At 66.8% G+C, this 14,563-nt stretch carries 8 protein-coding genes; 1 reads left to right on the top strand and 7 read right to left on the bottom strand.

Features of this window, described 5'->3' with window-relative positions; genetic code table 11:
* Nucleotides 1-8: 8 nt before the first annotated feature.
* The 4 genes from VFW04_15455 to VFW04_15440 all read right to left on the bottom strand — a co-directional run bounded on the left by VFW04_15455 (nucleotide 9) and on the right by VFW04_15440 (nucleotide 7,362).
* Nucleotides 9-692, bottom strand: a complete 684-nt coding sequence (locus VFW04_15455) for a phosphoadenylyl-sulfate reductase (protein ID HEX5180732.1) — start codon at nucleotides 690-692, stop codon at nucleotides 9-11.
* Complete coding sequence (locus VFW04_15450; protein HEX5180731.1) at nucleotides 689-2,392, bottom strand: NADPH-dependent assimilatory sulfite reductase hemoprotein subunit; 1,704 nt, start codon at nucleotides 2,390-2,392, stop codon at nucleotides 689-691. The genes VFW04_15455 and VFW04_15450 overlap by 4 nt, the downstream gene beginning before the upstream one ends.
* A gap of 604 nt (nucleotides 2,393-2,996) precedes the next feature.
* Nucleotides 2,997-4,967 (bottom strand): BTAD domain-containing putative transcriptional regulator, encoded by a 1,971-nt coding sequence (locus VFW04_15445; protein HEX5180730.1) that lies wholly within the window; start codon nucleotides 4,965-4,967, stop codon nucleotides 2,997-2,999.
* 142 nt (nucleotides 4,968-5,109) lie between these two features.
* Nucleotides 5,110-7,362 (bottom strand): DUF5916 domain-containing protein, encoded by a 2,253-nt coding sequence (locus tag VFW04_15440; protein HEX5180729.1) that lies wholly within the window; start codon nucleotides 7,360-7,362, stop codon nucleotides 5,110-5,112.
* Nucleotides 7,363-7,832: 470 nt separating this feature from the next.
* Here VFW04_15440 and VFW04_15435 point away from each other — a divergent pair, with 470 nt between their 5' ends.
* Nucleotides 7,833-8,291: a sulfocyanin-like copper-binding protein gene (locus VFW04_15435; protein ID HEX5180728.1), complete on the top strand. Its 459-nt coding sequence runs from the start codon at nucleotides 7,833-7,835 to the stop codon at nucleotides 8,289-8,291.
* Nucleotides 8,292-8,344: 53 nt separating this feature from the next.
* Here VFW04_15435 and VFW04_15430 read toward each other — a convergent pair whose 3' ends face one another.
* The 3 genes from VFW04_15430 to cwsA are packed head-to-tail and all read right to left on the bottom strand — an operon-like array spanning nucleotide 8,345 to nucleotide 14,423.
* On the bottom strand, nucleotides 8,345-9,919 hold the full coding sequence (locus VFW04_15430) for a TolC family protein (GenBank protein HEX5180727.1): 1,575 nt from the start codon (nucleotides 9,917-9,919) through the stop codon (nucleotides 8,345-8,347).
* Complete coding sequence (locus VFW04_15425; GenBank protein HEX5180726.1) at nucleotides 9,919-13,134, bottom strand: efflux RND transporter permease subunit; 3,216 nt, start codon at nucleotides 13,132-13,134, stop codon at nucleotides 9,919-9,921. Before VFW04_15425 ends, VFW04_15430 begins: the two co-directional genes overlap by 1 nt.
* Before the next feature lie 44 nt (nucleotides 13,135-13,178).
* Nucleotides 13,179-14,423 (bottom strand): cell wall synthesis protein CwsA, encoded by a 1,245-nt coding sequence (gene cwsA / locus VFW04_15420; protein ID HEX5180725.1) that lies wholly within the window; start codon nucleotides 14,421-14,423, stop codon nucleotides 13,179-13,181.
* Nucleotides 14,424-14,563: the final 140 nt, after the last annotated feature.

Raw genomic sequence — 14,563 nt, 5'->3', positions numbered from 1 at the left:
GCGGAGGTTCACGCGGCATCGGACGGCCCCGGGCGCTTCGCAAACGGGTGCAGGCCGCATTCGGTCTTCCCCGTGCCGCTCCACCGGCCCGCGCGCTCCGTCTCGCCATGCGCCGTTGGGCGCGTGCACGGCCAGCATCCGATGCTCGCATACCCGCGCTCGAGCAACGGATGCGACGGGACGCCGTGTGTCTCGAGATATTGCTGCACGTCGCGCCTCGTCCAGTGCGCCAACGGCATCACCTTGAGCACCGTTCGCCCATCGATCTCCTGCGGCTCGACGAGCCGGATCGCGCGGCGCAGATCCGACTGCTCGCGGCGCAGCGCGGTGACCCACACGTCGAAGCTCGCGAGCGCGCGTCGCATCGGCTCGACTTTCCGGACGCGGCAGCATTCGTCCGGATTCGTGCGATACAGGTCGGGCGGCGTGGCCTCCGGTTTCGACACGAGATCGACCACCCGCAGATCATACCGTTGGGCGAAGCGCCGCTTGAACTCGAGCGTCTCGGGAAAATGGAAGCCCGTGTCGAGGAACAGCACCGGCACATCCGGGTCGATCTCGCGGAGCATGTGCGCGAGCACCACGCCGCCGCCGCCAAAGCTTGCGCTGAGCGCGACGCGTCCGCGGTACGCGCGCGCGACGAACGCAAGCAGCGCCGCGGCGTCGCCGTGGAGATGCGCCGGGCGGCTCATCGCTCCGCCCGCGCGCGCGCGCCGACCGGCTCGACGCCGACGCGATGCACGTAGTCGCCGAAGTTCTCGTTAGGCAGCCGTTCGGCGCGATAGCGCTCGAGCAGCGGCAGGAGGACGGCGACGAGGTCCGCGCGCCGCACCAGATCGGCGTACTGGACGCCGAGCCGAGTCCCGAGCATGGTGCCGCCCACGTAGACGGTGTATCGGTCTGCCGACCGGCCCACGAACGCCAGGTCGGCCGTGTACGGGCGTGCGCAACCGTTGGGGCAGCCGGTCATCCGCACGGTCAGGTGCGCGTCGGGAATGCCCAACCGTTCGAGCTCGCGCTCGAGTGACGTGAGGACGTCCGGGAGCGCGCGCTCCGATTCGGCCAGCGCGAGCCCGCACGTCGGCAGCGCCGGACACGCCATTGCCCAACGCCTAACCGGCGTCAGCCGCGCCGCCTCGGGCACGCCGTGGTCGGCGAGAATGCGTTCGACCAGCGGCCGGCGCCGCTCGTCGATCCCGGTGATGAGCACGTTCTGCTGCGGCGTCAGCCGAACGCCGACCTCCGGTCGCACGCGCGTGACGATGTCTCGCAACGCGGTCCGCCAGCGCGTCGCTTCGGTGTCCCGGATTCGGCCGTTCTCCACGTACATGCCGTAGAACCACCAGCCATCCTCCTGGCGGTGCCAGCCGAGATGATCGTGGATGTCGGTGACGTCGACGTTGCGCGGAGGCTCGAGCTCGTGACCGACTGCCTCCTCGACCCGCGCGCGGAACCACGGCAGACCGTGATCGTCGATCACGTACTTGAGCCGCGCGTGACGGCGATTCGAGCGATCGCCGTAGTCCCGGTGCACGGCGACCACGGCTTCGCTCACCCGGCAGAGCTCTTCGCGCCTAACGAACGCCAGCGGCGATGCAAGCCGCGGGTAGGTCTCGGGCTTGCCGTGCGTCGCACCGAGGCCGCCGCCCACGAGCACATCGAAACCCTCCAATGCGTTGCCGGTGCGCAGCGTCAGAAAGCCAAGGTCGTTGCTGTGCACATCGGAGCAGTTGTCGTCGGGAAAGCCGAATCCGATCTTGAACTTCCGCGGCAAGTACCGCGTGCCGTACAACGGATCGATCGGACGCTCGTCGCCGGCATCGGGGATGCGCTCGCCGTCCAGCCAGATCTCGTGATACGCCCGTGTCGACGGCAGCAGGTGTGCCGACAACCGTCCGGCAATGGCCAACACCTCCGCGCGCAGCGGATCCTCGATTGGCGCCGGGCACGCGATCACGTTGCGCACCACATCGCCGCAGGCGCCGAGGGTGGTGACTAACGCAGCGTTGATGGCGGCGATGGCCGGCTTGAGCTCGCCTTTGATGACGCCGTGCAACTGAAAGTCCTGGCGCGTCGTGATGCGCAGCGTGCCGTTGCCGTAGCGGCCGGCGAGCGCGTCGAACACCTGATACTGGCGCCCGGTCAAGACGCCGCCGGGCAGCTTCGCGCGCACCATGAACGAGTACGCGGGCTCGCCGCCCACGTCCTTGCGCGCGCGGCGCTCGTCGCGATCATCCTGCTCGTACGCGCCGTGGAATTTGAGCAGCTGCCGGCCGGTCTCGGAAAAGTGCGTGCCGCCATCCCCGAGCTCATCGCCGATCGATCCGCGCAGACCGTCGCTCGCCGCCTTGATGTCCTCGACCCCGCTCGGCTCACCATGTCGTGTCGCCACTGGCTCTCCTGGTTAGGCGCAACAAAAAAGGCCCGCTCTCCGGATACGGAGAACGGGCCCCAAAGGAAGCGTTGGTACGACTTAGATCGATGTCATCCCGTGTTCACGGGCAACGCTCCGCCATGGCGACCGCCCTCCAGGGAGCGGGCACACATGCATGCACAACAGCACATGACGAAGGCGGAGTGAATCATCGAGAAGGATGCAACGTTGAGGTGGGTGGTCGCCGACGCGAACCTTCGTATCGTAATCGGCCCCGGTCGGCAAGTCAAACGCACGCTCATGTTGGTGGTGGGTCTTGGCTGGGATGCCGTTCCCGCATGGCTTGCATCTACGCTCATGAAGACGCGGACACGACAGGACACAACGGACACGACATGAGCAACACCAAGCCTTTGATTTTTTGTCCAGTGCTTTGTCCGTTGTGTCCTGCTGTGTCCGCGTCTTCATGAGCGAAGCACTCTGCCCGGTCCGCCTGCCTCACGTGTCATCAGGAAGCCCACCACGCGCGCGCCCGAAGCGGATGCGTCACGCCACACGGGTCGCGCCCAACGAATCTCACCGCGGTACCAGACCAAACTGCACCTCTACCCTCGTATTCGTGCTACGACTGCCGCGCCGAGGGCGCGAGGGGCGGCAGCCCGCATCCGGCTGCCCACGCATGGTACCGCGGCAGCGGCCTCACGAAGTCGAAGACCGGGTCGACGCGCACTTGATGCACGTAGCTGTCGTGCCGCGCCACCATGGTGTCGAGCCACTGCATGGTCGACGCCGTGTCGCCTAACCGTGCGTAGGCGATCGCGTACAGATACGATGGTACGCGCTCTCCCGCCTGCGCCCGGCGTTCGAGGCCGGCGATCGTGCGCCGCGCGTCGGCGGTGAGCAACTGGCGCGCCTCGGCATCAGTCCCGACATCCGGCAGCGCTGCCGCGCCGGCGCTATCGCCTTCGGCCGCGCGCGTCTTCCGCAGCCACTCCACCGCGTCCCGCGGCCGGCCCATGGCAGTGTAGAGTTGCGCGAGGTCGCTGTATCCGCGGGTCCAGCTCGCGTCATCGTGCACCATCTGCATGAATGCTTGACGCGACTCCTCATAGCGTCGAGCGAAAAACAACTGCTTGGCGACCAGCCGTCCAAACAACGGGCTCAATGGATCCATCTGATGCGCGAGTCGCGCTTCGGCAATGGAGCTGTCCATCTGTCCGTAGAACCTAAACCAGACCGATCGCATGCCGGCGATGTCGGGGTCGAACGGATCGATCCGGCGTGCGCGCAGGATGCGCTCGTTCGCACGCTGGAGGTCGATGTGCCAGAACATGTCCTCCGACGCAAGCGCGAGCCACGCACTTGCCGCGGTGGTGTCGAGCGCAAGCGCCCCCCGCGCCGCGACGTCGATCTTGGGCCACGTCTCGTCCGGATCCGTGACCTCGTTGAGCGCGGTAAAGATGTACGCGTGCGCCAATCCGTACAGGCCGGGCACGTAGAGCGGTTTCCGATCCACGAGCGAGACGAACGTGTCGCGCGACTCCGCGAAGTGAAACGCGAATCGGAGCGTCAGTCCGCGCAGGTACGAGCTGTACGCTGCCGTGTCGGCACGGTAGCGCGCCGGGAGACGAAGCACGGCGCGCTCGGCCTCCGATTGGGGTGTGGACGCGTGCGCCGACTGCCGGCTCAGATACAGCGCGAGCGCCAGCACCGCCAGCACGCCGCCGCCTAACGCAGCAGCGAGGCGCCGCGGTCGGCGGCGGGGCGGCGCAATGGGCTCGGTAGTGGGGGCCGGCGCAGGAGTCGCACTCGGCGGCGCGGGCGGCGATGCAGCCGGCGCGGTCGGCGCGGCCGGCGGAACCGGAGCCGCGACGTCGCGTGCGTTCGATCGCAATTCCATCGCGAGCTGCCGCGTCTCGGCCGACGGCTCGGTGTCCAGCTCGCGCGAGAGATGCGCCGCGAGCGCGCCGTACACTTCCAGGGCGCCGGCGCGATCGCCCGACGATGCGAGCAGCCGCATCAACCGGCGCGCCCCGGGTTCGTCTCCCGAATCCAGGTGATGTGCGACCTGCATCGCCTCCAACTCTGCCGCGCCCGTTCCAGCCACGGCTGCCGCGCGCTTCCAGGCCGCCGTGCGCGCCGCACGCAGCAGGTTTTCACGCTGAGCGTCGAGCCATCGCTCGAATTCGGGCACGTCGGACACGTGGAACCCCGGCAGCAGCTCACCGGACCACAGCGCCACGGCCTCATCGAAGCGGCCCGCGGCCACGTGGGCGCGCAGCTCGAGCGCATCGCACTGCACCTGGGCGAAGTCGAGGCCGACGAACGCTTCGCCGCGCGTGACGATCGCGTCCTCGCCTAACGCTTGCCGGAGCGCGTGCAGCGCGTTGCGGAGCGAGTGCCGCGACGATCGGTCATCGGCTTCGGGCCAGAGGAGCGCCAGCAGCCGATCGCGCGCGTGCAGGCCCGTGGGCTCGGCCAGGGCGAGATAGACCAGCAGCGCCAGCCGCTTGGGCTGCGTCACGAGATGACGCGCCCCGCGCGAATGCGCCGTGCCGACTTCCAGAGCGCCGAGTACCTGCAAATGGATCATGAGGCACGCCCGGGACGCTGCGGTGACGTTTGGAGACCGCTCAAACATACGATCTCCCGCCCCGATCCGACATTCCCCCGCACCGCTGGCGGTCGTTAGCGGCCCGCCGCCGCGGCGCCTCCGGCGCGCCGGCGCGGCGCGGTCAGCCGCCTAACCTGAACACGTAGCTCAGCTTGGCGAAGAAGCCGTCGTTCAACCGGTGGATGTGGCGGAACGCAAAGGGGTCGTCCTCCGTCATGCTGCTGCCGTAGCCGAGGAAGAACACCGTGCCCGGGGTGGGCTGGTAGGCGAACAGGCCATCGATGCGCACCGCGTTAGTCACGGTCCGCGACGCCCGCGTGAACGTCCCGGTCGCGGGGTCGCGGAAGAAGATCGGATCGTTGGACCGCGAATCATCCCGCAGCGAATCGGTGGTCTGCGAGTCGTACGTGCCCACCAGGCGCACGAACACCGGCCGCGACACCTGGTATTCCACCTTGAGCCGCGGAATGCGCCGCACGTCGGCCGTGCTGCCGTCGTCCCGGCGGATGTACTGTTGGTGCGAGTACAGCGCGTTCACCCGCAGCCGGTCGTTGGGCCGCCAGTCGACGTTCGCGTTGATGAAGATGATGTCGGCCTGCGCCCACTCGAAGAAATTCTCGTCGTGACCGGTGATGGTCTGGATGCTGGCGTCGAAGTTTTTCCAGCGCGGCGTCGTGATGCCGGCCACGATGTCCAGATTCGGAATGTGCGGCGTCCCTAGAAACTTCGTCGTGTCCGCACCGCCGATGGTGGGATGCACGATGTAGTAGTTCGTGTAGATCGACGGATCGTATCCGTAGCGCTCGAGGAAGACGTTGCCCACGAGCACCCATCCGCCGCGCAGCGCCAACTGGTTGCTGATGTGCCAGCGCAAGTCATCGGGACTCTTGCCGCGCTCGAACCGCGTATAGATCCAGCTGTGGTTTGCGGTGAAATCGCCGGTCCAACTCTCGATGAGGCTGCCGCGCGCACCGTACAGCGTGATGGCCTGCTCCCCGGTCACCACCGCGACGTTGGAGCGCGACACGAATCCGCTCTGCGTGCGAAAATCCGGGTCGATGCCCGACATCGAATAGTGCAGCTGGATAGTGTGGCCCTGGCGCTCGAACGTCGCGCCCCACAGCGGTCCGCCGATCGTCCCCGAATCGCCGCGCGTGGTGCTCGCCGCGCCCTGCAGACGCACGCTGTAGATCTTGTCGAACAGAATCGTCGCGTCGAGTCCGCCGACGCGATTGTAGCGGCCGGCCTCTTCGCGGTCGGTGAGCACGGTTCCTAACGACACGTTGGGCCCGAGCCCGCGCCGCACGCGCAGGATGTTGAACACCGGGTTCACGGTGCCGGTCTCCGACGCATCCGAATTGTCGATAGCCGACAGGAAACCGATGTCCGTGCCGGATATCGTGCCCGTCAGCTTGGCCGCCGCCACCGGCTGGAGGATGCTGCGCGTGTAGATGAGCGAGCTCGGCGTGTCGAACTGCTCGAGGCCATCCAGGAAGAACGGACGCTTCTCGGGATACGACAGCGCGTTGCGCGGATCGTACGACAGCTCGGGCACGTCGCTCTCGATCTGCGAGAAGTCCGGTTTGACCGTGCCGTCCGCCGTGAGATTGTCGGTGAGGGCGTAGCGCAGATTGCCGCCCAGCTGTTGGATGGGCGAGCCGTAATGCCAGTCGGCGCCCCGCGGCGCGCCATCGACGTGCGACGTGAGCTCGGGGTTGATCTCCAGCGGATGCCCGCGCTCGATGCCCGTTAGGCCGACGAGCGAGCCCGACTGCGCGAGGAACGACGCATTCGCCTGCCGCGCCGGCGCCCACGTGCTCACGTGTCCCGAGTGCTGCACGTGGCGCAGAATGTTGAGCCCCCACCGCTGCTCGCGTCCCGACTGGATCCGGATCGCCTTGAACGGCACGCGGATCTCGACCTCGTAGCCGCCCGGCACTACGCGTCCGCGCGACTCGTACGTGTAATCGGTGCTCAGGTCCACGGTATCGCGCGTGGTGCCGGCGCTGCTGATGCCGGCGGCGTGCGACTGAATTCCTTCGCTCAGGATGCCGTCGGCCTGCACGCCCAACGGGTTGGCGCCGAAGACGTACGCTCGACGATGATCGTCGAACGTGTCGAGAAATACCTGGACATAGTCGTCGGACGAAATGTTGTCCCGGTCGGCGAGCGTCGCGTGCACGGGCCCATGGGGCTCATACGCCCGGATACCGAAGTAAATCGCGTCGGCCGAGTACCAGACGAGCACTTCAGTGGAATCCGCGGCAGGCAGACCGTCGACCGGTAGATACTCGGAAAAATCGGTGAGCCGCGCGGCCTTCGACCACACGGGCTCGCTGAGATTCCCGTCGATGGTGACGGTGTCCGCCAGCATGGGGGCACGCACCTCGACATTGCCACTGCGTCCGCTGAATACGAGCCCAGCTGAAGCCGCGGCCACTTGGAACAGCGCGATAATGGGGAGCAGGACGCGTCAGCTCGATTGCGGGAACGGAGAGAACGATGTGGGGGGTACAGCCGTCGCGCCATAGCGGCGGATCGTGCGGTTCGTCAGAGTCTGGATGCGGCCCGGCGCGTCAATTCAGATCGGCCCGCAGCGGCTCGAAGCACGGATCGTGCGTTACAACACGCCCGTCAAGCCATCAACGTGGACCGCGAAGGGAGCTCACTATGAAAATTGGAATTGCCGCCTTGATCGGAACGGCGGTCGCACTGGGTGCGTGCGGCGGGGGAAACAAAGCAAGCAACGCAGCGGACACGACCGCCGCGGCAGCACCGCCGGCCTCGGCGCCCGCCGCAGCCCCCGCTGGGTCGACCGCAGCTGCGCCTGCTCCGCAGGGACCGATGAGCATGCCAGCATGGATGAAAGTCGACAAGGCGAAGAAAACCGTGTCGCTCGACATTCACGCCGGCAAGACGCCGGACAACAACCATTGGAACTTCAATGGTTATTACAAGGGGAACGCGACGATCACCGTGCCGCAAGGCTACAAGGTGACCATCAAATTCACCAACGACGATCCGTCGTTGGCGCATAGCATCGGCGTCGACAGCGCGTACACGACGTTCCCGGCAACGTTCACGAATCCGCAGCCGATCTTTTCGGGCGCGATCAGCTCCGATCCTACGGATCCAACCAAGGCGACGCAGCCGAACAAGTCGGAGACGGTGACGTTCACGGCCGACAAGGCTGGCAGCTACACGCTGAACTGCTTCATCCCGGGCCATGCGATGTCCGGAATGTGGATCCATTTCGACGTGTCGGCCGACGGTAAGGCAGGCGTTCAGACGAGCGCGAGCTGACGCAGCGAAGGGCGGCCGGCTGAGAACGCCGGCCGCCCTGTTTCATCGCCGGGTCATCTGCCGGCGGGCCAGGCCCCGCCGACCGCTTTGTACAGCGCGACGAGCGCGGTGACGGCGGACGTGCGCCCAACGGCCAGCTCGCTCTCCGCGCTCAGCAACGTGCGTTGGGCATCGAGCACCTGCAGGAAATCCGTTTCCCCTGCTTCGTAGCGGAGCTGCGCCAGCTGGAGCGCGTGTGTGCTGGCGCGCACCGCCTCGCTCAGGCTGGACAGGCGCGCGCGCGAGCGATCGTAGCTCACGATGGCGCTTTCCGTCTCACCAATTGCGCCCAGCACCGCTGAGGTGTATAGGGCCTTGGCTTGATCGGCCTGCGCCTGGGCGATGTCGACGCGCGTTTTCACGCGGCCCATGTCGAGGAAGGGCCAGCTGAGCACGGGGCCGACGAAAAATCGCGGCGTGCCGGTGTTGCCTAACGCATTGAACGTCGGCGCCGTGTAGCCGGCGCTCGCGGCCAGCGAAATCCGCGGCAGGTAGTCGGCCTGCGCCGCGCCGATCAACATCGTCTGCGCCGCCAGCTGCCGCTCGGCGCTCCGAACATCGGGACGCCGCTTCACCAGGTCGGCCGGCGATCCCACCTTGACGACGTTAGGCAGCGAGGGCAGCGGGCCCGGGCTCAGCAGGCTGGCAGGCAGCGATTCCGGCGTCCGGCCCAACAACACCGCCAGCTGGTTGCGGCTCGCGGCGATCCGCGCCTCGATCGTCGGCGTCTGCGCCAGCGTCAGGCTCAGCTCGGCGCGGGCGCGCTCGACGTCGAACGCCGTCCCGCTCCCCGCCGACAACCGCTGTTCCGTCAATTTCATGGTACGGCGCTGATTGTCGGCATTCCGCTCCGCGACCGCGAGCTCGCTCTGCGCCCCGAGCAGCTCGAAGTACGTCCGCGCGACTTCGGCGGCCAAACTGAGTTGGGCATCGCGGACCTGCTCGTCCGCCGACTCCTCGAACGCCCGGCCCGCCCGCACGTTGTGGCTCACGCGCCCGAACACGTCCAGCTCCCAGGATGCATCCACGCCGCCATCCCACAGATCCTGCCGCGGCAGCGCGCCCACGGTGCCGGGAAACTGCGCCGCCGAGAGCTGTTGCCGGGCGACGCTCGCCGTGGCCGTGATCGTCGGCACGAGATCGAGGGACGCCATCCGCCGTTGCGATCGCGCCTCGAAGAAGCGCGACCGCGCCGCGCGCACGTCGGGACTCGCGCGCAGCGCTTCGCGCACCAATCCGGTGAGCGTGCTGTCGCCTAACCCGGACCAGAACGCGCTGTCGGGCGCCTCGCCGCTCACGCTCGTGCCCGGCGCCAGCGCCGCCACGCGCATCGTGTCGAGCGTCGAATCGACCGCGAGCGCCTCATCCGACGTTGCAGACGAGAACGAATCGGGCAGCGCCACCGGCGACGGCGCGACCGAGTCGGCCGCGCTCGCGCCGGTGGTCGTTGCCACGCGGCGCGCGCTCGTATCGGAGAGCGCCTGGAACGCCGGCGCCACCACCACCGTCGGCGGCTGATAGTTAGGCGAGCTCACGCACGCCGCGACCAGCGCCGCCAGGCCCAGCGGCATCCATGCCATGCTACGCATCAGTCGCCCCCTTCGCCGCGCGCGGCGAGCGAGCCGTGTCCAACGAGCGGCTGATATTCCGACGGGCGCGCGGCCGATGCCTGCGCGCGCTTGTGAACCAATCCACGGACGACCACATAAAACACCGGAGTCAGCAAGAGTCCGAAGAACGTGACGCCGAGCATCCCGGAGAACACGGCGACGCCCATGGCGTGACGCATCTCCGCGCCGGCGCCGAAGGCCACCACGAGCGGTACGACGCCCATGATGAACGCGAACGACGTCATGAGAATGGGCCGCAGCCGGATCCGGCACGCCTCGAGCGCCGCGTGTACCGGATCGTGGCCTTGCAGCTCGAGATCACGCGCAAATTCCACGATCAGAATCGCGTTCTTGCAGGCGAGGCCCACGAGCACCAACAGGCCGATCTGCGTGAACACGTTGTTGTCCCCGTGGCTCAGCCACACGCCCATGATGGCCGAGAAGAGGCACATCGGCACGATGAGAATGACCACGAAGGGCAGCGACCAACTCTCGTACTGCGCGGCGAGCACCAGGAACGCGAGCAGCACGCACAACGGGAACACGAGCAGCGCGGTGTTGCCGGCCAGGATCTGCTGGTACGTGAGCTCGGTCCATTCGTAGCCGATCCCGTTAGGCAGCGTCTCCTGCGCCAGCTGCTCCATCGTCGCCACGGCCTGCCCCGAGCTGACGCCGGGCGCCGGGCCGCCGTTGATGTCGGCCGACGGATACGCGTTGTAGTGCATCACCTGGTCCGGTCCGAACGACGGCTTCACGTCGATCAGTGAGCCTAACGGCACCATGTCGCCCTTGTTGTTCTTCACCTTGAGCTGCGCGATGTCCTCGGCGGTCGCGCGATACGGCGCATCGGCCTGGGCCATCACCTGGTACGTCCGGCCGAACCGGTTGAAGTCGTTGACGTACACCGAGCCCAGATAGATTTGCAACGTCTGGAACAGATCGCTCAGCTCCACGCCCTGCTGCTTCACCCGGTCGCGATCGACGTCCGCGAACAACTGCGGCACGTTGATCTGGTAACTCGTGTACACACCCGAGAACTTGCCCGTCTGGTTTGCCTTGGCCGACAACTCCTGCGCGGCTTTGTACAACGCTTCCTGCCCCAGCCCTGCGCGGTCCTCGAGCTCCAACTTGAATCCGCCCACCGAGCCCAGGCCGTTGACGGCCGGCGGCGGGAAGACCGCAATGAAGGCGTCCTGAATCGAGAAAAACTTCTGGTTGAGCGCCGCGACGATCGCCGGGCCGCTCTCGTCCTTGCTCTTGCGCTCCTCGAACGGCTTGAGGCCGATGAACACCGTGCCTGCGTTAGGCTTGTTCACGAACCCGTTGATCGAGAGGCCCGGAAAGGCCACCGTGGCATCCACGCCGGGCTGCTTCGCCGCAATGGCCGACAGCCGCTTGATCACGTCCTCGGTACGGTCCAGTGACGCCGCGTCCGGCAGCTGCGCGTACGCCACCAGGTACTGCTTGTCCTGCGTGGGGACGAAGCCCGGCGGCACCCGCTTGAACCCGATCAACGTGATCACGATGAGCCCCGCGTAGACCGCGAGCGCCACCGCGCTCTTGCCGATCAACTTGCCCACCGCGCGTCCGTACTTGTTCGACCCGCTCTTGAACGCGCGGTTGAACGGATGGAACACCCAGCCCAACAACTTCTCGAGCACGCGCGTCAGCCGGTCGGGCTCCGCGCCGTGCGGCTTGAGCAGAATCGCCGACAGGGCCGGCGACAACGTCAGCGAGTTGAACGCCGAGATGAGCGTCGAGAACGCGATGGTGAGCGCGAACTGCTTGTAGAACTGACCGGTTAGGCCGCTGATGAACGCCACCGGCACGAACACGGCGCACAGCACCAGGGCAATCGCGACGATCGGCCGGCTCACCTCGTCCATGGCCTTGTGGCTCGCTTCGCGCGGCGACAGGCCCAGCTCGATGTGCCGCTCCACGTTTTCGACGACGACGATCGCGTCGTCGACCACGATGCCGATCGCGAGGACCAGCCCGAACAGCGACAGCGTGTTGATCGAGAAGCCCGACGCGAGCATGATCGCGAACGTGCCGACGATCGAGATCGGCACCGACGCCAGCGGAATGATCGACGCGCGCCACGTCTGCAGGAACACCACGACCACGATCACGACGAGCAGCGTCGCCTCGAGCAGCGTCTTGACCACTTCGTTGATCGAGTCGTGCACGAACACCGTCGGGTCATAGACGATCGAATAGTCCACGCCCTGCGGGAAGTTGTTCTTGAGCTCCGCCATCGTCGCGCGCACGTCGTGCGACAGCGCGAGCGCATTCGAGCCCGGCTGCTGGAAGATCGCGATGGCCACCGCGTTCTTGTTGTTGAGCAGCGACTGCAAGCCGTAGTCGCCGGCCGCCAGCTGAATACGAGCGACGTCGCGCAGGCGCGTGATCTCGCCATCGGCGCCGGTCTTCACGATGATGTCGCCGAATTCTTTCTCGTTCACCAACCGGCCGCGGGCATTCACCGTCAGCTGATAGGCCACCGGCGTCGGCATCGGCGGCGCGCCAACGACGCCGGCCGCCACCTGCAGATTCTGCTCGCGGATGGCGTTCACCACGTCGCCGGCCGACAGATCGTGTGCCGCCACCTTCTGCGGGTCGAGCCACACGCGCATAGCGTAGTCGCCCGAGCCGAACACGATCACCTGGCCGGCGCCCGGAATGCGCTGCAGCTGATCCTTCACCTGGAGCGTCGCGTAATTGCGCAGATAGACCGGATCGTATCGCCCGTTAGGCGATATGAGGTGCACCACCATCGTCAGATCCGGCGACTGCTTCTGCGTCGTCACGCCCAACTGGCGGACCTCGTCCGGCAGCCGCGGCAGCGCCTGATTGACGCGGTTCTGCACCTGCACCTGCGCCATGTCGACGTTCGTCCCGATCTTGAACGTGACCGTGAGATTGAGCACGCCGTCCGCAGTGGCCTGCGACGACATGTACAGCATGTTGTCGACGCCGTTGATGCTCTCCTCGAGCGGCGTGCCGACCGTCTGCGCGAGCACGGTGGGGTTGGCCCCGGGGTACACGGCGCGCACCGCAATCGTCGGCGGCACCACCTCCGGATACTCGCTCACCGGCAGCGTGAATATCGCGATCAATCCCGCCACCAGAATGACAATCGACAACACGGCGGCGAAAATCGGGCGATCTATGAAAAAGCGCGAAAAGCGCATACTGGACTCCGTGATACTCGAACGGTTGCGAAGTTGCGGCGAGCCTAATGCGCCGATGCGACGGACGGCTGCGAGTCGGACGGCGGCGTCATGGGCACGACTGTCGGCGTGACCTTGGCGCCCGGCCGCACACGCTGCAGTCCGTTGACGACCACCCGCTCACCGGGCTTGAGACCCTGCTTCACCACACGCAGCCCATCATCCATGGGGCCGAGCGTGATGGCGCGGTAATCCACCGTGTTGTCGGGCTTGAGCACGAACACGAATTTCCGATCCTGATCCGTGCCCACCGCGTCGTCGCGGATGAGCGTCGCGTCGTAGCTCCTGCTGCCGATGAGCTTGATGCGGGCGAACAAACCCGGCGTTAGGCGGTGGTCGTGGTTGGCGAACACCGCGCGCGCGCGGATGGTGCCGGCCACCGGGTCCAGTGCGTTGTCGACGAAGTCGATGTGCCCTTCGTGCGGATACCCGGTCTCGTCGGCCAGGCCCATGTACACCACACGCTGCGTCTTCTGTTGGGCCGCGTGCGCGCCCGACGACGGCGAGAGGCCGAGGTCCTTCAGATACGTCTGCTCATCGCCGTCGAAGTAGACGTAGATCGGGTCGAGCGACACCACCGTCGTCAGCGGCGTTGCGTTAGCCGCACCCGCCTGGACCAGATTCCCCGGCGTCACCTGCGCGCGGCCGACGCGGCCGGTGATCGGCGCCCGGACCGTCGTCCACTCGAGGTTGAGCTGCGCCGTGGTCAGTGCAGCCTGCGCGGCCTGCACCGCGGCGTCGCCCTCGGCGCTCGCGCTCGTGCGCGTGTCGTAGTCCTGACGCGAGATCGCTTGCGCCGCGAGCAAGTGCTTGGCGCGCGCCACCTCCGATTGCGCGAGCGTGCGCCGCGTCTCGGCTTGCGCGAGATCCGCTTTCGCCTTTTCCACCTCGGCTTCGTAGGGCCGAGGATCGATGACGAACAGCACGTCGCCCTTGTTCACCATGGCGCCCTCCGTGAACGCGACGCGCTCGACGTACCCGGAGACGCGCGGGCGCACGTCCACCATGTCGACCGATTCGAGATGGCCTGTGAACTCATCCCAATCGGTGACCGATCGCCCAATGGCTGCGGCAACGGTGACCGGTGGCGCAGGCGGCGGTCCCTGCGGTTGAGCGTCGTGGCCGCTGATCGCACGTCCCGCGGCGAGCGTCGCGAGAATCGCGACTGCCGTACCGGCGATGATCCACGTGCGGCGCGAGCGCGGGGTCTGCGATTCGTTTGGCAATTGAGAGTCGGTTCGATTCTGCATACTCGGTAGTCCTGAAGGCGATATACGTTGATGTCCCAAACGGCGCTCAGGCTCGCGCGGTTCCATCGCCGCGAAATTTCTCGTTCGATCGATGTGGTTCTTACAAGAATCGGACGTTGCCGCAGGCGATCGGCGATCGC

The sequence above is a fragment of the Gemmatimonadaceae bacterium genome, assembly GCA_036273715.1.
GTDB lineage: Bacteria > Gemmatimonadota > Gemmatimonadetes > Gemmatimonadales > Gemmatimonadaceae > JADGGM01.
This window is presented reverse-complemented; position numbering and strand designations above follow the sequence as displayed.